Source organism: Streptococcus caledonicus (assembly GCF_042656225.1).
GTDB lineage: Bacteria > Bacillota > Bacilli > Lactobacillales > Streptococcaceae > Streptococcus > Streptococcus caledonicus.
The window spans coordinates 40,306-61,611 of sequence record NZ_JBHSOJ010000001.1; the positions used below are offsets into that span (position 1 = coordinate 40,306).

Genomic DNA, 21,306 nt, shown 5'->3' on the forward strand with positions numbered 1-21,306 from the left:
TTAAAAAGAAGTCTATTTTTATGGTAAAATATCCTCATAAATAACGAATAATCATATAGGAGGTCATATGAAGGCTGAACTTATTGCGGTTGGGACCGAAATTTTAACAGGGCAGATTGTCAACACGAATGCTCAATTTTTGTCGGAGAAAATGGCAGAGCTGGGAATTGATGTTTTCTTCCAGACAGCGGTAGGAGATAATGAAGAGCGTCTCTTGTCGGTTCTTGAGATTGCTAAAAGGCGGAGCAATCTGGTGATCCTCTGCGGTGGTCTAGGTCCTACAGAGGACGACTTAACCAAACAGACCCTGGCAAAATTTTTGGGAAGAGAATTGGTATTTGACCCAGAAGCAAGTCTCAAGTTAGACGACTTTTTTGCGACCAGGCCACAATATGCCAGGACGTCAAATAATGAGCGTCAGGCTCAGCTAGTAGCTGGCTCAATTCCCATCCAAAATGTGACAGGACTTGCTGTTGGCTCCTTGCTTGAGGTTGATGGAGTGACTTATGTTGTTCTCCCTGGGCCACCGAGTGAATTAAAACCGATGGTCAACGAAAATCTAGTTCCGCTATTAAGTCAGGATCATCAGAGACTCTACTCGCGCGTGTTACGCTTCTTTGGTATAGGAGAAAGTCAGTTGGTAACAGTGTTATCTGATATCATTGACAAACAAACAGACCCGACGATTGCACCATACGCTAAAACGGGCGAGGTGACTCTGCGTCTTTCTACCAAGGCGACTTCAGAGGCGGAAGCAATTGCTCGTTTAGAGGGGTTCGAAAGTCAAATCTTGGCAGTTAAAACCTTAGAAGGACAAGCTCTCAAGGAGCTCTGCTATGGTTACGGCGATGACAATAGTCTAGCCCAAACTGTGGTCAACCTACTGAAAGAAAAGGGGAAGACCTTGACAGCAGCTGAGAGTTTAACAGCTGGGCTTTTCCAATCAAGTCTTGCTGATATCTCAGGGGCATCTCAAGTTTTTGCAGGTGGTTTTGTGACTTATAGTTTGTCAGAAAAGTCTAAAATGCTTGGTATTGCTAAGGAAGACTTGGAAGGTCATGGTGTGGTTTCGGCTTTTACGGCTGAAAAAATGGCAGAACAGGCACGATTATTAGTTGGTAGTGATTTTGGAATCTCTCTTACAGGTGTCGCTGGGCCAGATGAACTAGAGGGACAACCGGTAGGAACAGTTTTCATAGGACTTGCTAGTGAAAAGAGTGTGACAAGTATTAAGGTGGTAATTGGTGGGCGTAGTCGTGCTGATGTCCGCTATATCGCCACTCTTCATGCTTTCAATCTTGTGCGTCAGGCTTTATTATCTGATGAAATTTTAGTATAATAGAGAGAATATCTAAGAAGAGGTAAAAATATTGGCTAAGAAAACCAAAAAGACAGAAGAAATTACCAAAAAATTTGGTGACGAGCGTCAGAAAGCTTTGGAAGAAGCCTTAAAAGGCATTGAAAAAGACTTTGGTAAAGGCGCTGTGATGAAATTGGGTGAACGTGCAGAGCAGAAAGTTCAAGTGATGAGCTCTGGTTCATTGGCGCTAGACATCGCTCTTGGTGCTGGTGGCTACCCTAAAGGACGTATTATTGAAATCTATGGTCCTGAAAGTTCAGGTAAAACAACAGTTGCCCTTCATGCGGTTGCTCAAGCACAAAAAGAGGGTGGTATTGCTGCCTTTATCGACGCGGAACATGCCCTTGATCCAGCCTATGCAGCAGCTCTTGGGGTTAATATTGATGAGTTGCTTCTCTCTCAGCCTGACTCGGGTGAGCAAGGGCTAGAAATTGCTGGTAAATTGATTGATTCAGGTGCAGTTGATTTGGTCGTTATTGACTCGGTTGCGGCTCTTGTGCCACGTGCTGAGATTGATGGAGACATCGGTGACAGCCATGTTGGTCTTCAAGCTCGTATGATGAGTCAAGCCATGCGTAAACTTGGTGCCTCAATCAATAAAACAAAGACGATTGCTATCTTTATCAACCAATTGCGTGAAAAAGTGGGCGTGATGTTTGGTAATCCAGAGACCACTCCTGGTGGCCGTGCGTTGAAATTCTACGCTTCTGTGCGTTTGGACGTACGTGGTAGCACTCAAATTAAGGGGACTGGTGACCAAAAAGATCAAAGTATTGGTAAAGAAACTAAGATTAAGGTCGTTAAAAACAAAGTTGCTCCGCCATTCCAAGTGGCAGAAGTTGAAATCATGTATGGTGAAGGAATTTCACAAACTGGTGAGCTCCTTAAGATTGCAACAGAGTTGGATATTATCAAAAAAGCTGGCGCTTGGTTCTCATACAACGATGAGAAAATTGGTCAAGGTTCAGAAAAAGCTAAAGAGTATCTAAAAGAACACCCAGAAGTGTTTGAAGAAATTGATCGTAAGGTTCGTTTGCACTATGGATTGCTTGAAGAAAGCGACGAAGAAAAAGCTGCTAAAGCAACTCTAGTTGTCGAAGAAGTTACTTCAGCACCGGAAATTGATACTGAAGATATTGCTATTGAGCTTGAGTTGGATGATTAGAAGCAATGCTAGTAGGTAGTCAATGTGTTCATTAGATTGTCCTAACCTACCCATCACGTTATGGAGTGAGAATCTTGTATATTTACCTTAATTTTGGGGTTAAAGGATAGAAAATTGTATTTTTAATAGTAAATAGGTCCAAAGACCTATGTTATTCATAGGATATTTGTGGTATAATCGTACTATCATGTGAAAGGAGACGGAACATGATTACTATTTATACAGTTTCAAGTTGTACTAGCTGTAAAAAAGCCAAAAGTTGGCTGAATGCTCACAAACTCCCTTATAAAGAACAAAATATTGGTAAAGAACCCTTAACACGAGAAGAAATTCTTGATATTCTGACAAAGACTGAAGAAGGTGTGGAGAGCATTATTTCTTCAAAAAATCGCTATGCGAAAGCTCTTAATTTTGATTTGGATGAATTAAGTGTTAGCGAAGTGATTAATTTGATTCAAGAAAATCCTCGTATTTTAAAAAGCCCTATTTTAGTTGATGATAAACGCTTACAGGTTGGCTATAAAGAAGATGATATTCGTACCTTCTTACCACGTTCCATTCGTAATGTGGAAAATGCCCAAGCTCGTATGCGTGCAGTACTTTAGATAAAAAGGGACGCCAGAAATTTATTCTGGCGTTTTTGTGTTACCTGGCTTATAATGTAAAAGAAGGAGGATGTCACATGGCTAAAATCGTTGTCGCTTCGGATTCTTTTAAAGGAAGTGCAAGTTCTTTAGTAATTGGTTCCTATGTGACTCAAGGGATTCACTCGCTTTTTCCAGATGATGACGTTGATGTTTTTGCAGTAGCAGATGGAGGTGAAGGAACCATTGAGGCTATTATGTCTAAGGTTTTAGGGACTTGGAAAACGGTGGAAGTCCGTAATCCTCTAGGAAAACCTCAGCAAGCACGTTATGGTCTTCTTGATAGGGGCAAGTCAGTTGTAATAGAAATAGCAGAAGCGTCTGGTTTAACAACGGTTCCTGAAAACGAGAGAAATATTATGGCGTCCTCAACTTACGGTACTGGTGAGCTGATATTGCAGGCTTTGTCTCACCGGCCGGAGAGACTTTATATAGGACTTGGCGGTTCTGCTACTAATGACGCAGGCATAGGGCTTCTAGCAGCGTTCGGTATTCGTTTTCTAGATACACATGGGAAGGAGCTCCCTCCGCTTCCGTCATCTTTTTTGAAAATAGCAGAGCTGGATTTAAGTCATTTTTTAACGTTACCAGCTGATTTAGAGGTTATTATTTTATCAGACGTGACAAACCCACTCTGTGGTCCGTGTGGAGCGTCAGCCATTTTCGGTCCTCAAAAAGGAGCAACTCTAGACGAAATCAAAAAATTAGATAAAGGCTTAGAGTATTTTGCCCACCAGTGTGAGCAAGCAACGGGAAAATTTCGAAAGGATTGGAAGGGGGCTGGAGCTGCAGGAGGTCTAGGATTTGCTCTAATGACCTTTTTTGATGCAAGAATGACATCTGGGATAGATACTATTTTGGATCTAGTTGGTTTTGACAAGGCACTTCAAGAAGCTGATTTAGTAATTACTGGCGAGGGGCGCATGGATAACCAAAGCTTGCAAGGTAAGACACCAGTAGGTATTGCTAATAGAGCTAGAGTATACGGTGTACCAGCTGTTGCAATTGTAGGATCAACAGCTGGTGATATGGCTTCTGTCTATAAAGAAGGAATTTCTGGAGTTTTCCCGATTTTAGATAGTCCTATGTCTTTGAATCAAGCGATGGAGCGAACTCCAGAACTAATTTATAAAACAGCACAAGGAATTGCAACTTTTTTCCATAGTGTCAGTGAAAAGACGCTAGAAAGCTTGTGAAATCTACTAGAATAAGCTATAATAGACCTATAACCATAGTAGAAAGAGGGTGTTTTTATGGGATTTACAGAAGAAACTGTCCGCTTTAATTTGAACGATCTTAATCGTAAAGAAATCGGCGAAACATTGACAAGCGTTTATCGTTCTTTGGATGAAAAGGGATATAATCCAATTAACCAAATTGTTGGTTATGTATTGAGTGGTGACCCTGCTTATGTGCCACGCTATAATGACGCTCGTAATCAGATTCGTAAGTATGAACGTGATGAAATTGTTGAGGAGCTTGTTCGTTATTACTTGAAGGGAAATGGGATTGACCTAAAATGAGAATCATAGGATTAGATGTGGGCTCAAAAACAGTTGGTGTAGCCATTAGTGATCCTCTTGGATTTACGGCTCAAGGCGTTGAAATCATTAAAATTGATGAAGAAGCTGGAGAACTTGGCTTTGAACGCCTCGGAGAATTGGTCAAGGAATACCGCGTGGATAAATTTGTTGTTGGACTCCCTAAGAATATGAATAATACAGAGGGGCCTCGTGTTGAGGCAAGCCGTTCTTACGGTGAAAAAATAGCAGAGCTCTTTCATTTGCCAGTAGATTATCAGGATGAGCGTTTAACAACCGTTCAAGCAGAGCGTATGTTAGTTGAGCAAGCAGATGTAAGCCGTGGTAAGCGTAAAAAGGTTATTGATAAGTTGGCAGCTCAGCTTATTTTACAAAATTACTTAGATAGGCATTTTTAATATTATAAGAACTTAGGATGAGTGTGAAAAGGGTTATTTTCACTTATCCCGTCACTTTTAGAAGAGGAAACAATATGTCACACGAACACAATCACGATGAAGTAGAGTTAATCACACTTGTTGATGAAGCAGGAAATGAAACGCTTTTTGAAATTTTAATGACCATTGATGGTCGTGAAGAATTTGGGAAGAATTATGTTCTTCTTGTGCCACATGGGGATGAAGCAGATACTGATGGAGAAGTGGAAATTCAAGCCTACTCATTTACTGAAAACGAAGATGGTACAGAAGGTGATTTGCAACCAATCCCAGAAGACTCAGATGCTGAGTGGGATATGATTGAGGAAGTCTTTAATAGCTTCCTTGATGAGAATGAATAACAAAAGCTCTTTATAGGTCTGTACTTAAGAGTTTGAGACAAAACTCTGGACAATAAAACAAAAAACGAACAAAAATTATCTCTTATATATTTAAAGAGTATCTTTGTTCGTTTTTATATACAGTTTATTAGAAAATTAGATTTATTTGATATAAATTTTCTAAACTAAAAATCTTTTTGTCCCAGACTCTTTTGAGATTTTAAACCAATTTATAGGATGGTCAATTTTCCGTGCTCTAGTTACTTGAGGCCAAAATTAATGGTTTGAGAAAGAGATAAGACAGTTGCACTCCGCCCAGAACTCTCCGAGGTGTTTTGAGTGCCCTACATCGCATTGGTACGAGTGCTAATAAAAAATACTAAATAACCCGTTGTGCTAGTTAATCAATCGTAAGCAAGGGAATATTTTAAACTGATCCCAAAATCAGTATGACTGCTTTTGAGCAAAAGAGAATAGATACGTAATATTGCCTCTGTCTTAAATTTGAGCGCCTGAATGTTTCGGCAACGTAAAGATTCAATTCCAAACTGCTCTAAACTAGAAAATACGGTCTCTGATGGTTTCCTCAATCGACTGATTTTTAATTTTCTAGCCATGAATAATCCATCATGTTTTTTCTGAGTTGCGAAATTAACTGGGTACCACAGTATGCTAACTCTGCCTTTGTTTGTCTATCCACATGTCCTTTATCTCCATAAACGATTGGAAATGGCTCTTTTCAATTAGCTCCAAAGCAACATCGCTATCATAAAATAGATGCGGGTGTGACAACATAATCAATAGGAAACCGACAATCGCTGATAAGAACTGAAAATTTCAAGCCATCATAATAATGGATTTTCTTAGTCGCATGATAGCCAATATCTGTCACCTCTGATAACAATGTAGCTCTCATGTTGCGAAGGACACAAGGAAAGCTGTCAATCAAGCCGAGTGAGCAGGTTTGACAAAGGTCTAAAAGCATAAAATAGCGCATACGCTGAATACTTTGAGCAAGATTTTGACAGATACGGCAAAATCGAGAGCATTCTGGGAAGGTGTAGGGGAAGAGATTATGATGAATCGGACGGTAAATAGCACTTGCCGTCCGGCAACCCTCTTGAATTGCTCAGAGATAACTAGAGATAGTAACGACATCAGATTGTTTTTGTAGGTGGATGTTTCGCCGATTTCGAACCTCATAGGGAACAAATAGCTCATATAAAGCGAGAACTTGGGTAAGATTTTTGAAAGAATAACTTGTGTTTGATTGGGATTGGCGAGATAATAATGTTGGCTTTGCATATCATTCCCTCATTTCGTGGTTGTTTTGAGTTTATGATACGCAAAGATTTTTAATTTGGTTAGAATTAACTAGCACAACGGGTACTAAATAAAATCTAAATGTCTATAAAAGAGTTAGCTTGGTTCCTTTCTCAAGAATGGACAGAGTGATGAGGCGCAGATTATATTGTTAGAATAACGATACTTTTATAACTTTTTCTCGAATAATCTTACGAAGGGAGGTAACCTTATGAGATTAACAAAGGAAGAGGAAGAGTTTATGGAACGATATGAAGCGAAGTACTTACATACTTTTAAGGAAATGCTACGCTATGCAAAGCTCTTGGAAAAATTGACGATAAGCTAGTTTTTGGATATACTAGAAAGGTAACTAGCAAGGAGACTTACCGTGAACGATACTAAAGAATTGCAAATAGCTCAGCCAAGCACTTATAGCCGACGAAGTCGCGAGAGCAGAGAGACAATGTCTCTTGAGGAAGACCTTAATTTTCAGGAACAAAAACAAGAAGAATCTAGACGTTTGAGACAGTTTCATCTGGGTGCATCTCATCATTTTAAAATACTACTTTTAAGTATTTTGGTGACAGCATTGGCAGTTGTCTTGCCTTATATGGCTTCTTTTATGACGGAGTACCATCAATTTAATCTTTATACAGGAATGATGATGGCTAGGAATCAATTACCGTATAGCGATGTTTTTACAACAGGTGGTTTTCTTTTTTATGGTATCATTGGCTTGAGTCAAGTACTAGGTAGTCAACTTTATCTTTTAGGGGTGCAATTTTTAGCTCTCTATGTGTCAGGGATTTATCTTTCTAAAATTATTCTTTTTTATACGGATAATGCGAGTGCTAGCATGGCCGGGGGACTAGCTTTTTATTTGGCTAATCTTACTCTAGGTTTTGGTGGCTTTTATCCGATGCAATGGGCATCGCCTTTTGTCTTGATGGGGCTGTGGTATCTGATTCGTTATTTTGCAGAAATGACCAAAGATGAGGGTTTTATTCTCTATGGTGTCAATGCTGCGCTAGCTCTCTTTTTTGAACCAAGAACCTTGATTTTTTGGGTGATTGCTTTTGTGCTGTTATCTGGTTATAATATTGTGCACAAACGATTAGCGCGTGGATTTTATCAGAATCTTGCGATCACCTTTGGTTTGATGGTAGTATTTTACACTGTTGGTTATTTTGTGTTTACATTTGAACTTATAGTTCCCTATTTGCGACAGGTTCTCTTTTATAACTTTACACATTTATCATGGGGGATAAATTCTCTTTGGCAAACTGCACTTTTGCAAATTGGCTTAGCTTTCTTTTCTGGTTTATTATTAGGAGCAATAGTATTCTTTGAGTATATGAGAAAAGTCAAGACAAATCGCTTGTCTAGCGTTCTAATTTTTCTTAGCCTTTTGGTTTATATTATTTTAGCGGCTTTGTCAAAAAGCTGGGCGTTTTATCAGCTTTTGCCAGCCTTACCGTTTGGAATTATCTTGACTATAATTAGTTTGGCTGGCTTTGCTAAGCAAAGAGCGAGTCGTCGCCATTCTCATCGTCGTCAAGAAGCTGAGCGTAGCTTGTGGGGGACTTTTATCTTTAGTCACCTCTGTGGCCCTCTTGCTTTGATTGTTATCGCTGCTGCTCTGCCATTTTACCGAAATATGCAGGAAACAAAACAGGAGAGTGAGCGTATAGCCATTGCTAACTATCTTAAGGATAATATCGCTGATGAGGAGTCTGTGGTGGTAGTTGATCATCAAATAGATATTTATCTATTAAGTGAGCGCCGGACAGCGACGCATTATCCTGTTTCGAGCCTTTATCAAGCATCAGATGATCGTATTAAAGATTTTGAAGATGATTTTCTAAGTAGTCAATCACAATTGGTCATTGTGAATAATGGGTCAGTATTGAGTGAATCGGTACAGGACAACTTGACAAAATACTATACTCAATTATCTTTAGATGGAGTAGAACATTTTACAGTTTATCAGTTGAAATAAATGAAAAATCAATATATTGTGTTTTGAATGTTTTTATAACACAAGATATTGATTTTTTTTGTGGTAATGTTATAATAGGTCTTGTTAATATTTAAATGAAAAGTGAGTGTGTCAGTAATGGTGATTAAATCGATTACAGTAATTAAGCGTGATGGTAGACAGGTGCCTTTTGATACGGATAAAATTTATCAGGCGCTAGTGCGAGCTAGTAATGAAATTACTCCATTGACGCCTCTAATTGAAAACAAACTTGAGGGGATAGCTGCTAGTATTGTGGCTGAAATCTACGATCGTTTTCATGAAAATATTAAGATTTATGAAATTCAAAATATTGTAGAGCATGAACTGTTACAAGCTGGGGAGTATGCGCTAGCTCAACAGTATATCAACTATCGTACGCAACGTGATTTTGATCGTGCAAAGGCAACGGATATTAATTTTTCCATTGATAAGTTGCTCAATAAAGATCAAACGGTGGTCAATGAAAACGCCAATAAAGACAGTGATGTTTTTAACACGCAACGTGATTTGACTGCTGGTATTGTAGGGAAATCCATTGGTCTAAAAATGTTGCCACCGCATGTGGCTAATGCCCATCAAAAAGGTGATATTCACTACCACGACTTGGATTATAGTCCCTATACGCCTATGACCAATTGCTGTCTCATTGACTTTGAAGGCATGCTAAAAAATGGTTTTAAGATTGGGAATGCTGAGGTTGAAAGTCCTAAGTCCATTCAAACAGCGACTGCTCAGATTTCTCAAATCATTGCTAATGTCGCTTCTAGTCAATATGGTGGTTGTACGGCAGATCGCATTGATGAATTTTTAGCCCCTTATGCTGAATTGAATTATCAAAAGCATTTGAAAGATGCTGCGGAATGGGTCGTCGAAGAGAAACGTGAAGATTATGCTCGTCAAAAAACTCAAAAAGATATCTATGATGCCATGCAGTCTTTGGAGTATGAGATTAATACGTTATTTACTTCCAATGGACAAACGCCATTCACATCCTTAGGTTTTGGTTTGGGAACGTCTTGGTTTGAGCGTGAGATTCAAAAAGCCATTCTTAATATCCGTATTAAAGGTTTGGGACGTGAAGGTCGCACTGCGATTTTTCCAAAATTAATCTTTACGGTAAAACGTGGGCTTAATTTGGAGCCAGATTCGCCGAACTATGATATTAAGCAATTGGCTTTGGAGTGTGCCACTAAGCGAATGTACCCTGATATGTTATCGTATGATAAGATTATTGAGTTAACAGGTTCTTTCAAGGCACCTATGGGATGTCGTTCTTTCTTGCAAGGATGGAAGGATGAAAATGGTCAGGATGTGACTTCTGGACGTATGAATTTAGGGGTTGTTACGGTTAATCTGCCACGCATTGCTTTGGAAGCTGATGGTGATATGGATAAGTTCTGGGACCTTTTCTTAGAGCGTATGACGATTGCCAAGGATGCTTTGGTTTACCGTGTGGAGCGCGTGAAGGAAGCAACGCCTGCTAACGCACCGATTCTTTATCAATATGGTGCTTTTGGAAAGCATTTAGAAAAAACAGATAAGGTTGACGAACTCTTTAAAAATCGTCGTGCAACTATCTCTCTTGGTTACATTGGACTTTATGAGGTGGCAACGGTATTCTACGGCGGTGATTGGGAGAAAAACGAAGCAGCCAAGGACTTTACGGTAGATATTGTCCGTCAGATGAAAGAGTTTTGTGAAAGTTGGTCAAACGAGTACGGCTATCATTTCTCAGTTTATTCGACACCATCAGAAAGTTTGACAGATCGTTTCTGTCGTTTGGATACGGAGAAATTCGGTATTGTGGAAAACATTACGGATAAAGAGTATTACACCAATTCATTCCACTACGATGTTCGTAAGAACCCAACACCATTTGAAAAATTGGACTTTGAAAAAATCTATCCAGAGGTTGGTGCTAGTGGAGGATTTATCCATTATTGTGAATACCCAGTTCTTCAGCAAAATCCGAAAGCACTTGAGGCTGTGTGGGATTACGCCTATGATCGAGTGGGTTATTTGGGAACCAACACGCCGATTGATAAGTGCTATGCCTGTGAGTTTGAGGGAGACTTTGAGCCAACAGAGCGTGGTTTCAAGTGCCCAAATTGTGGCAATACCGATCCGAAGACAGTGGATGTGGTCAAACGCACCTGTGGTTATCTTGGAAATCCGCAAGCACGTCCAATGGTGAATGGCCGTCACAAGGAGATTTCTGCCCGTGTGAAACATATGAATGGCTCAACGATCAAGACATCAGGGAAATAGTATGGTATACTAGAATCTCGATAGGAGATGGTATTCTACCGTCAGTTAACAGGTATGAAGGAGTAACCATGGGAAAATATCAATTAGACTATAAAGGAATGCAACTGGTGGAGAAATTTCACGAAAAGTATTCCAATGTGAAAGATGATAAAAAGGCGCGCGTGCAGGCGCTCTTGAAAAAAGCTGGTAAGAAGAAATAAACTAGCACGAAAGAGACGGGTGGCGTGTAAAGCGTCACCTGTTTTGTCTAGAAAGGATACATATGAAGAAAATCGGAATTGTAGGAATCGGTGGGATTTCTCAGAAGGCTTATCTGCCTTATCTGCGGCAATTATCTGGGATTGAATGGCACGTTTTCACACGAAAACAAGAGGTGCGTGATGTGGTAATCTCCTTGTTTGGTCAATCGGTGTCTTACAATAGTTTAGATGCCTTGCTAGAAGCTGGTTTGGATGGGATCTTTATCCATGCAGCGACAGTGGCTCATGTGAGCCTTGCGCAGCTTTTTCTAGAAAAAGGGATTCCTGTCTATATGGATAAGCCCTTGACAGAGTCTTACGAGACGACACGGCAGCTTTATGAGCTTGCTGAGGAGCGTGGCACCTTTCTAATGGCAGGATTTAATCGTCGATTTGCACCGAAGGTCCAAGACTTATTGACTGCATCTGACAAACGTCGGATTTTTGTGGAAAAAAATGCTCTGAAAGGGACTGGACCACTTCAATACAAACTCTTTGATTTCTTTATTCATCCGTTGGATACAGCTCTTTATCTAGCAGAAGGCCAGCTGGTTCGTGGAGATTTCCATTACCATTTGGAAGAAGGTTTGCTCAGTCAGGTCTCTGTTAATCTTTATACAGAAAAAGAGACGATTGCTGTTAGCATGAATTTGCAGGCAGGTAGTCGCCGTGAAATCATGGAAGTTCAAACACCGCGAGCAACCTATCATTTGAAAAATTTGGATGAGTTAACGGTCGTTGAAGGAGACGTAGAAACCAAGCAAGGCTTTGGTTCTTGGGACACCACTCTTTATAAGCGTGGCTTTGAGAGTATCATTCAAGCCTTTCTGGAAGCCATTGAAACAGGAAAAAATCCAGTGTCACCAGAGTCGAGTCTTTTAAGTCACTGGATTTGTGACCAGATCAATCGTTCAGAGACCCCTTATGGGACACTAGATTTGGAGGCATTTTATGGAATTGCACCGGCCGACCATAGCTGATAAAGAAGCCGTTTTAGACATGATGCGTGAGTTTGAGGAGACTAGTTCAGCTCACGATGGTGGTTTTTGGAATGCTGAAAACTTTGATTATGAAGAATGGATTGCTGGCAATGCGGACGCAGAGATGGGATTGAATATTTCAGAAGGTTGGGTCCCCAGTATTCAGTTTGTTGGTTTTGAAGGCGATAAGGCAGTTGGATTTCTTAGTTTAAGGCTTTGCTTAAATGACTACCTTCTTGAAAAAGGTGGGCATATTGGTTACTCTGTCCGGCCTAGTGAGCGTGGTAGAGGTTACGCTAAAGAGATGCTCAAGCAGGGGCTTAGCTCTGCCATGTCCAAAAACATCCAAAAAGTGCTTGTCACGTGTAGTGAGGTAAATCCTGCTAGTCGTGCTGTTATTGTGGCTAATGGTGGCGTGCTAGAAGATGTTCGTGAGGGGACCGAGCGCTACTGGATAGATGTTACCTAAAAATTTCATAGAAAGGAAGAGTGTTTCGGGCTGTTAAGATGATTTTACAGAATTGAACCCGAGCTAAAAGCTTCGGAAAAAAGATAGTATGCAGGCATACGTCATCGGTTTCCTATTTTTCTCTCGCTTTTTTAACGCTCTTGGTATCTTAATAATGAACAATCCTAAACCGCAAGAATGGAAGAGTGAAGAACTTAGTCAAGGACGGATTATAGACTATAAGGCTTTTAATTTTGTGGATGGCGAAGGGGTTAGGTGTAGCCTATACGTAGCGGGGTGTATGTTTCATTGTGAAGGATGTTATAATGTGGCAACCTGGAATTTTCGAGCAGGTATTCCTTATACCAAGGAATTGGAAGACCAAATTATGGCCGACCTAGCTCAGCCATATGTGCAGGGATTGACGCTTCTTGGTGGCGAGCCTTTCTTGAATACAGGTATTTTACTCCCTCTTGTTAAACGGATTCGTCGAGAACTGCCAGAGAAGGACATTTGGTCTTGGACGGGATACACTTGGGAAGAGATGATGCTGGAAACGGATGATAAGTTGGAACTCCTTCATCTTATTGATATCTTAGTTGATGGGCGGTTTGACCGTACGAAAAAGAACCTCATGTTGCAATTCAGGGGGTCATCAAATCAGCGGATTATTGATGTGCAAAAGTCCTTGGCGACTGGTGAAGTCGTCATTTGGGAGAAACTCAATGATGGTCAGCAAAATTATGAGCAAGTCAGTCGAGATGAGTTGATATAAAACATATAGCAGTTAAATCATTTTAATAAATGCTGGTCCTAGTCGTGACTATCTGCTCCGCCCGATTTTATTGTCAATCACGGATATCTATAAACCCAATAATAAAATTCCCTACCATTAAAAACGTTGATGGTAGGGAATTTTTATGTGTTAAACTTGGATTGAGTATAAGCCATTTAGGGAGGTAAATATGCAAGCTCCCTATCATTTCTAAAGGGAGGGAGCTAATCAACTTGAGGATTAAAGAATCCATATGTCACATTTTAGTATGAGAAACTCAATGATATACAGTTTTCAGTAATCTCTTGATTAGAAGTTTGGATGTATCTGATAGTTGCGGGTTATTGGAAACAGTTCTAAGCATAACTTGTATACTGATTAAGAAGCTCACAGAAAGAATGTTTAATTTTACGAGTTATTTACGTTGCCGATTAGTTGTCATGAATTTATCTGCTGATGTATTGTAGTGAGTATCATAACATCATCGAATTTATTTGAGGATAGAAATTTTTGTAAGGCATTGTTCTATTCCTTATCACTATCTACATTATCTATTTGTTGTTTTCACCATACCATGTCTTGATAACCTTACCATTAAGAAAAGACAAAAGTTTCATAAAAATGACTCGCTAACTGGCTATTATGTCTAAAAATAGACTGCGATATCTTCTTCTGTTATACCAATCATAGGATTAATCGTTAGAAGATTTTCTTCGGTTAGGCGATAGCTTTCAAGATTTTGTGGAGATAAAGCAGGGCTGTCTGAGGTAGACGTTTCTGTATTTGATTTTTCTATCGTTGTATGGGTTTCCTCAAGGGAAGGACCTGTCTGACTAAGAATCTCCTTATGTCCGAAGCGTTCTACTAAATAAGTTTTACGGCTAGCACCTTCGTTTTTGACCGCGTAGTCAAAGGCGGAAAGTTCGCCTAGCATGACTAATTTGCTTTTTGAACGAGTAATGGCTGTATAAATGAGGTTACGCTGTAGCATACGACTGCTTTGGCGCGTGATAGGTAGAATAACTACTTGAAATTCACTGCCCTGAGATTTATGGATAGACATGGCGTAGGCAAGGGTAATCTTGTGCCATTCATTACGAGGATAGGTGACTTCGTTCCCATCAAATTGAATGGTGATTTCATCTTGTTTGCTGTCTGTGTATTTGGCGGGCATCAATTCGGTAATGTAGCCAATATCTCCATTAAAGACGTTGAGCTCAGCATCATTCACCAGGTGCAAAACCTTATCAGAGGTCCTAAAGATTTGATCGTTGAATAGAAATTCGAGTTTTTCTTGCTTAGGATTAAGGAGATTTTGCATGAGAGTATTGAGATTTGTGATACCTGCCTGTCCTCGGTACATAGGTGCTAAAATTTGAATATCTTGGGCTTTGATACCAGATTTCAAGGCAGAGCGAACAATTTTTTCTACCATGTCTGGGATGTATTGCGCTTGTGCTTCAAAATAGGAGCGATCAGCTTTTTTCTGGGTAAAATCAGCTGGAAGTTGTCCCAAACGCATTTGACTGGCAAGGGTGACAATTGTCGAATCTTCAGACTGTCGAAAGATTTTTGATAAGGCAACCTGTGGGAGCTCTGCTATTTTTAATAAATCAGCTAAAACTTGACCAGGGCCAACTGACGGTAACTGGTCACTATCGCCGACAATAATAACTTGTGTATGGCTGGCAATTGAGGCAAAAAGTTGGTTGGCAAGCCAGGTATCGACCATGGAGAACTCATCAATGATGATAAGCTCACAATCAAGATAATCATCAATGGCTTGGTAATCATTGGTGTTGTCCCCGTTTAGTCCCAAATGGCGATGAATCGTCGCAGCTGGCAATCCCGTCAGCTCATTCATGCGTCTGGCAGCCCGCCCAGTTGGGGCAGCTAGAGTGATAGGAACCTCGTTTTTATGAGTGTTAATGCCGTGGAGTTTACTGTATGCTTCGATGATGCCGTTGATAACAGTTGTTTTTCCAGTACCAGGCCCTCCTGTCAGGATAAAAACTTTACTTTTTAAGGCATCGTGAATGGCCTTTTTCTGTATGTCATCATAGGTCAACTTGAAATTGGCTTCGATACAAGTAATTTCTTCGGAAATTTTATCGTCGTCAAGATTTTTTTCTAATGGGGTTTCCATGATGCGAGATAGGTGTTTTTTTATCCCTTCTTCTGCATAATAGAGGGTATTATCAAAGATACGCGTCTCAACATTTTGAATTTTATCTTCGGCGATTAAGTTTTGGAGTTCCTGAGCGACTTGCGTAGGATCTAGCTCAATTTGGCGAGCTTCTTCTAGGATGTAAAGTGCCCTTTCCAATAATTCCTTAGCTTCGACGTAGGTGTCCCCTTTTTCGAGAGAGACTTCTAGGAGGCTATGAACAAGGGCTGCGCGGAAACGCTGGGGTGCATCAGCTTCGATGCCCAGCTTTTCTGCCAAAAGGTCAGCAATTTTAAACCCAACCCCCTGAATATCCTCTACTAACTGGTAGGGATTTTCTTGAATGATGTCCAGGGTCGTGTTCTTATATTGATTGAAAATCTCAAAAGCAACACGGTTGGTTAATCCATATTCAGCCAGCTTGGCTAAGACTTGTTCAGTCCCGTAATTGAGTTTGAGCTTGGTGAGAAAAGCCTCACGATTCACTTTTGATAATCCTGAAATGGTAGCCAGTTTTGACGGATCTTCTAAAATCTTATCAATCGTATTTTCACCATAGAGTTGGACAATTTTTTCAGCTGTCTTTTTTCCGATTCCTTTAAAGTGATCGCTGGAGAAGTATTTAACCAAGCCAGAAGAAGTGGGTTTGGCCCGCTCGTATCGGGTCACTTTTAGTTGCTCACCATATCTAGGGTGCTGGGTTAATTCACCCCAGAAAGTATAATTTTCCCCTTCAATGACCTCTGCTATTGTACCAGTAACGATAATTTCAAAATCATCAAAATCACTATCGGTATCGTCAATATCTAATAAAATAATTTTAAAAAAATTGCTAGCATTTTCAAAAATAATGCGGTTAATTTCCCCTGAAAAATAAACTTCGTTCATAGTCTTTCTAGTAAAAAAGCTGAGCTTGGCCCAACTTTGAAATGTGAGTTTTTCACTAAATAGTGATAGCAAACTTTAGTCAATTTTTAATCGATCGTTCCAATTTTATTTAGAGGCCAGTAGCGGAATTTAATCTCACCGACAATAGCTTCTTTATCAAAGGTTCCAACTGCTCGACTATCTTTTGATACAATACGGTCATCTCCTAAAAGGTAATAATGACCTTCTGGAACTTGAACAGTGAAGGAACTTGAACCAGTGCGATCAGAAGTAAATGCTGGCGATTGTTCAGCTAATTGTTGGAAAAATTTATTATAGGAGTATGTGCTTTGTAATTTATCTTTGGCAAAAAGGTTACGATACTCTTTTAAATAAGCTTCATCCGTCTCTTTACCATTGATGTACAGGGTATCGTTGTCATAAGTAATGGTATCTCCAGGAATTCCGATGACTCGTTTTACAATTTTTTTTGATTCTCCAGATTCATCAACTTCGTCAGCGACAACAATGTCAAATCGATCAATTTGAGATATTTTGACAACAAAGAGATTCTCGCCATCAGCTAATGTTGGATCCATAGAATGTCCATCAACTTTTACAGTGAACCAAACAAAAAGATAAGAAAGAAGGATAGTGGCCATTAAGAGGATAAAAAGTCCCCATTCTTTAATAAAATGTTTCATAAGTGTGATGCGTTTAAGAGTTTTGAACGCTGTTATTCCTTTCGAATTGTTGTAGAGATTATTTGAGCAATTTTTGTGCCTTTTGTGTATTGGCAAAGTGTTGTTTAGCTGAGTAATTTAGCCCTTGCATCCCATAAGTAGCTAGGATTTGGCTAGCAACCTTGTCTGATTTTGCTCCTGCTCCACTTGGGAGTTTGTAACCAAGATCATTACCCAACTTTTCCAGATTTTCAAGAAAGAGATTTCTGGCAATGATGGAGCTAACAGCTACAGCTAAGTATTTCCCTTCGGCTTTTTCTTCAAAGGTTAGAGGATTATCAAAATGATTGGGTTCATTTTTAAGATACTTTTCATAATTTATCTGATTGGTAAAGGCGTCAATAACGATTTTATCAGGTTTTGCGACTTCCAGTAAGAGCAGATAAATCGCTTGATTATGTAGAGCAACCTTGACAGAGACAGCATTATGCTTTTTGCCTTCCCCCACGACTTCGTTATACTTTTTAGGAGATAATAGCAGAGCTTTGTGAGGGATTTTATCTTCTAAGATTGGAGCAATTTGACGGATTTTGAGGTCAGTCAGATTTTTGGAATCGTCGACACCGAGGGATTTGAGAAAGGCGTGGTCGGCAGGAGTCACTAAACTAGCAACGACAGCTATGCCTCCAAAATAAGAACCGTTTCCCACCTCGTCAGAACCAATTAAGGAAAGATTCTGTCCAGCAGGTATTCCTGCTCTGCTATTTTCCAAATGATAACCGAAAGATTCGGCTAGATTTTGAGCACCACTACCTTGGAAGACAATTTTACCAGATGTATAAACAAGTACGGTTGTGCCAGAAACTTTCGCAGCAAAGGTAACATAGGGATTGTTATTGGCAATTTGGTAGTTAGCGAGTTCTTGAGCTAGGGACTTAGTTCGTCCTTCTCCCATCTTCATGACGATAGTGTTCATAACAATATTGTATCATAAAGCTGAAAAAAGGTCATATTTTACCATTTGAGTATAAAAATACCCGAAAACTTAAGGTTTTTCAGCGTTTTTCTGATATGCCTATTATCATTTGTTCACCTTTTTGTGGACTAAAGACTTTCAAGGGCTTTTTCAAAGTACCTAACCGCCTCTTTTTCTTTATCTTTGGATAGATGACTATAGATGTCCATGGTCATTGATAATTGAGAATGACCTAGGCGGTATTGTAATTCTTTATAACTGATACCAGCATTAAGCAATAAACTAGCGTGAGTGTGGCGGAAGGCGTGGAAGGTAAAGTAAGTAATCCCTATCTCTTCGCAGCGTTTGGTAAGCCTTTGTTGCATGATCTGCATGCTTTGATAAGTTCTAACTGGAGTAGTAAAGACCACCGAAGGCGCTTTTTCCCCAATATCTAAAAAGGTTAACCGTTGTCGTCCCTGGTATTGCTTGAGCATTAAGACGGTTTTGTTGTCAATGCTGATAACTCTAATCCCTGCTTTACTCTTGGGTGTTCCTACCAGGTCAACTAGGCGGTTGTAACTTTTACTTATGCTGATTGTTTTATTGTCAAGGTCAATATCAGACCAATCAAGGGCAACAACCTCCCCAAAACGGCATCCAGTGGCAAGTAATAGCTTATAAAGCACGCTATCAAAATAATACTTATATTCTTGCTGGGATAGCATATCCATATGATCAAGCAGTTTTCTTAAGTCTGTGTTATCAATGAATTTCACACGCTCCCTAGTCTCTTTTTGTCCTTTAGGCAGCATAACTTCCCTAGCTGGATTAAATGGTAATAGCTGGAGAATAACCCCAAATTGGATAATCCTAGTTACCACAGGGTGGACGGTGCTAAAATGAACCAATTTAGGCGCTAAGTCATTGATGAACGCTTGAAGGTAGACTGTAGTTATTTTGTGGGGTTTCATACTCCCCAACTTTGGCCAAATATGGTTATTGAGTAGTAAAACGGTATAGCGATAAGACTGGGGCTTTACCGTTAGTTTATAATTGCTGAGCCAAAGGTCAGATAGTTCCTTGAATGTTTTAATATTTGTTTCTTGGAAACGTGTGGAGCCATTAGCTTTAAATTCTATTTCAGCTTCCTTGGCTTTTTGCTTAACCTCTTTTTTAGTCCTACCCGTGACATTGGTCTTTACTTTCTTACCTGTTACTTGGTCAGTACCTAAGTAAACATTGGCACGATAGACGGCAGAACCGTCTTTTTTAGTAATTTTTTTGATTTGCATAATGATAAACCTTTCTAAAATACATCAGCAGGCAAGCTATTATTAAAAAGGTTTTAGATTATGGTTTAAATCATGCTAGGGATTCACAGTTTGCCCTGTATTCGATTTTAAAGAGTCAGACGGTTAATTATATATCGAATAAAAGAAAGCGTGTATAAAGCTTGTATTAGACGGTTTGTGTTAACAAATGCTTACATTATTAAATCTTATAACGAACCCCGAGAAATCACGCGCCTTTGTTGGTATAATCGGACTTTTCGGCTACCCTAAAAGAAAAATATTAGGGATGAGGTTCCAGGTTTTTTTATGTTACAATACTATTAAAGACTATTTGGAGCGATAATATGAATAAAATAAAAATTACTCTTATATTTACTTCCTTGGCATGGACATTTGTGAATTTATATCAAGCTTTACAATCACCTACTGTGATAAATCTGACTAGTTTCGTCGGAATTGTTCCCATTATTGCAGCTTTGTATTCTGAAATCGATTGGATTTATATTTTTTGGAATAAATGTAGAGCCTGGATATTTTTAAAAACAGTTTCTTTTACCCCAAAAAGTTCTAAATTGTTAAAACAAACTATTACACTTAACCAATTAGAAAAGCAAATCCGATCCGTACTTAAGGGAAATGACTATTCCATAAATGAAGCTACTTTTAGCAAAACTCATGAAGATATCTATATAGATATAGAATCAACAAGAGGTATAAGAAATAAGTTGAGTATTAGTTTACATCCAGAAAGCAATGGACAGAGACTGATATTCAAGGCTGACTATCAATTAGCGTATAGAGATGTAAAAAAACAGTGGGACTCTTTTTTGTTACTAAGAGATAATCTGTTTTCTATTTATTCTATGGAAGAAAGTGGCAAAGAACGGTTTGATGTAACCATTAAGACCGATAAACACAGGAAATATAATCCATTTTACAGACTGACTGTACGGCATCTTGGAAAGAAAGAAGTAAAGAAATTTGATTTGCAATTTAAGGACAATGATCTATCGGTCAAAACTACCCTAAATAAGATTTATGGAACATCTAATAATCGTCAAGACATAGAAAAATTAATTAAAGAATATATCCCGTTGTCACGGTTATGATAGCACTCCAATTTTCATTAGTGTTGCGATAGAAAATTCTAGCATCGGATATTCTCTTTGTTCAGAGATATCTGTCAAAGACGTGAAAGAGAGAATAGTACCGGACTGAGTCAGCATTATAGTTCTTGATTTACCCAATATATCCAATGTACCTATTATTTTTGTTGCTTCATCATTTTCCAAAGCTTCGATTGCTTCATCGTTTACATCGACCTCGTCTCCTGAAAACGACTTACTTGAGACACCAGCATCAGTACTATTAAAACTAACTCCTTTTGTTTGTGGCATCATGTTGGAAATTGCCATTAAATCAAATTTTAGCGATGTATAATTAATATTTAGTGAATTGATTTTTTCCAATTCTTTTAAAAATTTTTTCGCTGTAGGAGTTGTTGTAGTCAAAAATAATAATTGATCAGTTTGCGAATAAAAAATATCGAATTCAAAGGCTTTTTGGTAATTGTCGTATTGTTGATATTCGTCAGCATCGGAGTTATATACCAAGATTTCATCGTCGATTGTCTTTGTATAACTTCCTTTAAATTTAGTGTATACTTTTCCTTCTATGGTCAATGTTTGGCCAGTTGTTGTAATTGAGCCAATGGTAACATTGGCTTTTTTGATATCTGTAGTCCCGTTCGGTATTTCAAATTCAGAGACTTGCCTAACAGAAATAGAAGTGGCTCCCATAATTTTTTCTCCTTTTTTAATTTACTAATTTTTTTAAT

The 21,306-nt window shown here is 39.1% G+C and carries 19 protein-coding genes and 1 pseudogene; 14 read left to right on the forward strand and 6 right to left on the reverse strand.

Translation table 11 applies throughout. The features are described 5' to 3' along the window. Window positions 1-67: 67 nt before the first annotated feature. The 7 genes from ACFPQ3_RS00190 to ACFPQ3_RS00220 all read left to right on the forward strand — a co-directional run bounded on the left by ACFPQ3_RS00190 (window position 68) and on the right by ACFPQ3_RS00220 (window position 5,488). Complete coding sequence (locus ACFPQ3_RS00190; RefSeq protein WP_156805830.1) at window positions 68-1,339, forward strand: competence/damage-inducible protein A; 1,272 nt, start codon at window positions 68-70, stop codon at window positions 1,337-1,339. 31 nt (window positions 1,340-1,370) lie between these two features. After that, window positions 1,371-2,525, forward strand: a complete 1,155-nt coding sequence (gene recA / locus ACFPQ3_RS00195; RefSeq protein ID WP_156805831.1) for a recombinase RecA — start codon at window positions 1,371-1,373, stop codon at window positions 2,523-2,525. A gap of 206 nt (window positions 2,526-2,731) precedes the next feature. Continuing rightward, a complete protein-coding gene (spx, locus tag ACFPQ3_RS00200) occupies window positions 2,732-3,130 on the forward strand; it encodes a transcriptional regulator Spx (RefSeq protein WP_156805832.1) in 399 nt (132 codons plus the stop codon). Window positions 3,131-3,207: 77 nt separating this feature from the next. Next, window positions 3,208-4,365 (forward strand): glycerate kinase family protein, encoded by a 1,158-nt coding sequence (locus ACFPQ3_RS00205; protein ID WP_156805833.1) that lies wholly within the window; start codon window positions 3,208-3,210, stop codon window positions 4,363-4,365. Window positions 4,366-4,422: 57 nt separating this feature from the next. Then, the gene (locus tag ACFPQ3_RS00210) at window positions 4,423-4,692 is read left to right on the forward strand and encodes an IreB family regulatory phosphoprotein (RefSeq protein ID WP_156805834.1); all 270 of its coding nucleotides are present in this window, start codon (window positions 4,423-4,425) and stop codon (window positions 4,690-4,692) included. Continuing rightward, window positions 4,689-5,108, forward strand: a complete 420-nt coding sequence (ruvX, locus tag ACFPQ3_RS00215; RefSeq protein ID WP_156805835.1) for a Holliday junction resolvase RuvX — start codon at window positions 4,689-4,691, stop codon at window positions 5,106-5,108. The genes ACFPQ3_RS00210 and ruvX overlap by 4 nt, the downstream gene beginning before the upstream one ends. Before the next feature lie 74 nt (window positions 5,109-5,182). Beyond that, window positions 5,183-5,488, forward strand: a complete 306-nt coding sequence (locus ACFPQ3_RS00220) for a DUF1292 domain-containing protein (RefSeq protein WP_156805836.1) — start codon at window positions 5,183-5,185, stop codon at window positions 5,486-5,488. Window positions 5,489-5,871: 383 nt separating this feature from the next. On the opposite strand, the pseudogene ACFPQ3_RS11800 reads toward ACFPQ3_RS00220, so the two are convergent. Continuing rightward, window positions 5,872-6,772: pseudogene (locus tag ACFPQ3_RS11800) on the reverse strand (IS982 family transposase). A gap of 388 nt (window positions 6,773-7,160) precedes the next feature. Between ACFPQ3_RS11800 and ACFPQ3_RS00230 the strand changes: the two are divergent. The 6 genes from ACFPQ3_RS00230 to nrdG all read left to right on the forward strand — a co-directional run bounded on the left by ACFPQ3_RS00230 (window position 7,161) and on the right by nrdG (window position 13,502). Beyond that, window positions 7,161-8,771: a glycosyltransferase family protein gene (locus ACFPQ3_RS00230; RefSeq protein WP_156805837.1), complete on the forward strand. Its 1,611-nt coding sequence runs from the start codon at window positions 7,161-7,163 to the stop codon at window positions 8,769-8,771. A 117-nt stretch (window positions 8,772-8,888) separates the two neighbouring features. Then, window positions 8,889-11,060, forward strand: a complete 2,172-nt coding sequence (nrdD, locus tag ACFPQ3_RS00235) for an anaerobic ribonucleoside-triphosphate reductase (protein WP_156805864.1) — start codon at window positions 8,889-8,891, stop codon at window positions 11,058-11,060. 68 nt (window positions 11,061-11,128) lie between these two features. Next, complete coding sequence (locus ACFPQ3_RS00240) at window positions 11,129-11,260, forward strand: hypothetical protein (protein ID WP_156805838.1); 132 nt, start codon at window positions 11,129-11,131, stop codon at window positions 11,258-11,260. A gap of 62 nt (window positions 11,261-11,322) precedes the next feature. Further along, window positions 11,323-12,279 (forward strand): Gfo/Idh/MocA family protein, encoded by a 957-nt coding sequence (locus tag ACFPQ3_RS00245; protein ID WP_156805839.1) that lies wholly within the window; start codon window positions 11,323-11,325, stop codon window positions 12,277-12,279. Further along, complete coding sequence (locus tag ACFPQ3_RS00250; RefSeq protein WP_156805840.1) at window positions 12,251-12,748, forward strand: GNAT family N-acetyltransferase; 498 nt, start codon at window positions 12,251-12,253, stop codon at window positions 12,746-12,748. Before ACFPQ3_RS00245 ends, ACFPQ3_RS00250 begins: the two co-directional genes overlap by 29 nt. A 154-nt stretch (window positions 12,749-12,902) precedes the next feature. After that, a complete protein-coding gene (gene nrdG / locus ACFPQ3_RS00255; RefSeq protein WP_156805865.1) occupies window positions 12,903-13,502 on the forward strand; it encodes an anaerobic ribonucleoside-triphosphate reductase activating protein in 600 nt (199 codons plus the stop codon). Window positions 13,503-14,148: 646 nt separating this feature from the next. Here nrdG and recD2 read toward each other — a convergent pair. The 4 genes from recD2 to ACFPQ3_RS00275 all read right to left on the reverse strand — a co-directional run bounded on the left by recD2 (window position 14,149) and on the right by ACFPQ3_RS00275 (window position 19,469). Continuing rightward, window positions 14,149-16,557: an SF1B family DNA helicase RecD2 gene (gene recD2 / locus ACFPQ3_RS00260; protein ID WP_156805841.1), complete on the reverse strand. Its 2,409-nt coding sequence runs from the start codon at window positions 16,555-16,557 to the stop codon at window positions 14,149-14,151. A gap of 86 nt (window positions 16,558-16,643) precedes the next feature. Further along, the gene (gene lepB, locus ACFPQ3_RS00265) at window positions 16,644-17,240 is read right to left on the reverse strand and encodes a signal peptidase I (protein ID WP_156805842.1); all 597 of its coding nucleotides are present in this window, start codon (window positions 17,238-17,240) and stop codon (window positions 16,644-16,646) included. A gap of 58 nt (window positions 17,241-17,298) precedes the next feature. Continuing rightward, window positions 17,299-18,195, reverse strand: coding sequence for a ribonuclease HIII (gene rnhC / locus ACFPQ3_RS00270; RefSeq protein WP_156805843.1), 897 nt, complete (start codon window positions 18,193-18,195; stop codon window positions 17,299-17,301). Between the two features lie 128 nt (window positions 18,196-18,323). After that, the gene (locus tag ACFPQ3_RS00275; protein ID WP_156805844.1) at window positions 18,324-19,469 is read right to left on the reverse strand and encodes a tyrosine-type recombinase/integrase; all 1,146 of its coding nucleotides are present in this window, start codon (window positions 19,467-19,469) and stop codon (window positions 18,324-18,326) included. Window positions 19,470-19,813: 344 nt separating this feature from the next. On the opposite strand from ACFPQ3_RS00275, the gene ACFPQ3_RS00280 reads away from it, so the two are divergent. Beyond that, entirely contained in the window at window positions 19,814-20,578 is a 765-nt protein-coding gene (locus ACFPQ3_RS00280) for a hypothetical protein (RefSeq protein ID WP_156805845.1), read from the forward strand. Here the strand turns inward: ACFPQ3_RS00280 and ACFPQ3_RS00285 are convergent. Further along, window positions 20,573-21,268 (reverse strand): hypothetical protein, encoded by a 696-nt coding sequence (locus ACFPQ3_RS00285; RefSeq protein ID WP_156805846.1) that lies wholly within the window; start codon window positions 21,266-21,268, stop codon window positions 20,573-20,575. The genes ACFPQ3_RS00280 and ACFPQ3_RS00285 overlap by 6 nt on opposite strands. Window positions 21,269-21,306 lie beyond the last annotated feature (38 nt).

Coding starts and splice junctions, on each gene's coding strand:
- ACFPQ3_RS00190 (WP_156805830.1), top strand. CDS start 68: ATGAAGGCTGAACTTATTGCGGTTGGGACCGAAATTTTAACAGGGCAG.
- spx (WP_156805832.1), top strand. CDS start 2,732: ATGATTACTATTTATACAGTTTCAAGTTGTACTAGCTGTAAAAAAGCC.
- ACFPQ3_RS00205 (WP_156805833.1), top strand. CDS start 3,208: ATGGCTAAAATCGTTGTCGCTTCGGATTCTTTTAAAGGAAGTGCAAGT.
- ACFPQ3_RS00210 (WP_156805834.1), top strand. CDS start 4,423: ATGGGATTTACAGAAGAAACTGTCCGCTTTAATTTGAACGATCTTAAT.
- ruvX (WP_156805835.1), top strand. CDS start 4,689: ATGAGAATCATAGGATTAGATGTGGGCTCAAAAACAGTTGGTGTAGCC.
- ACFPQ3_RS00220 (WP_156805836.1), top strand. CDS start 5,183: ATGTCACACGAACACAATCACGATGAAGTAGAGTTAATCACACTTGTT.
- nrdD (WP_156805864.1), top strand. CDS start 8,889: ATGGTGATTAAATCGATTACAGTAATTAAGCGTGATGGTAGACAGGTG.
- ACFPQ3_RS00240 (WP_156805838.1), top strand. CDS start 11,129: ATGGGAAAATATCAATTAGACTATAAAGGAATGCAACTGGTGGAGAAA.
- ACFPQ3_RS00245 (WP_156805839.1), top strand. CDS start 11,323: ATGAAGAAAATCGGAATTGTAGGAATCGGTGGGATTTCTCAGAAGGCT.
- ACFPQ3_RS00250 (WP_156805840.1), top strand. CDS start 12,251: ATGGAATTGCACCGGCCGACCATAGCTGATAAAGAAGCCGTTTTAGAC.
- nrdG (WP_156805865.1), top strand. CDS start 12,903: ATGAACAATCCTAAACCGCAAGAATGGAAGAGTGAAGAACTTAGTCAA.
- recD2 (WP_156805841.1), bottom strand. CDS start 16,557: ATGAACGAAGTTTATTTTTCAGGGGAAATTAACCGCATTATTTTTGAA.
- lepB (WP_156805842.1), bottom strand. CDS start 17,240: ATGAAACATTTTATTAAAGAATGGGGACTTTTTATCCTCTTAATGGCC.
- rnhC (WP_156805843.1), bottom strand. CDS start 18,195: ATGAACACTATCGTCATGAAGATGGGAGAAGGACGAACTAAGTCCCTA.
- ACFPQ3_RS00275 (WP_156805844.1), bottom strand. CDS start 19,469: ATGCAAATCAAAAAAATTACTAAAAAAGACGGTTCTGCCGTCTATCGT.
- ACFPQ3_RS00280 (WP_156805845.1), top strand. CDS start 19,814: ATGAATAAAATAAAAATTACTCTTATATTTACTTCCTTGGCATGGACA.
- ACFPQ3_RS00285 (WP_156805846.1), bottom strand. CDS start 21,268: ATGGGAGCCACTTCTATTTCTGTTAGGCAAGTCTCTGAATTTGAAATA.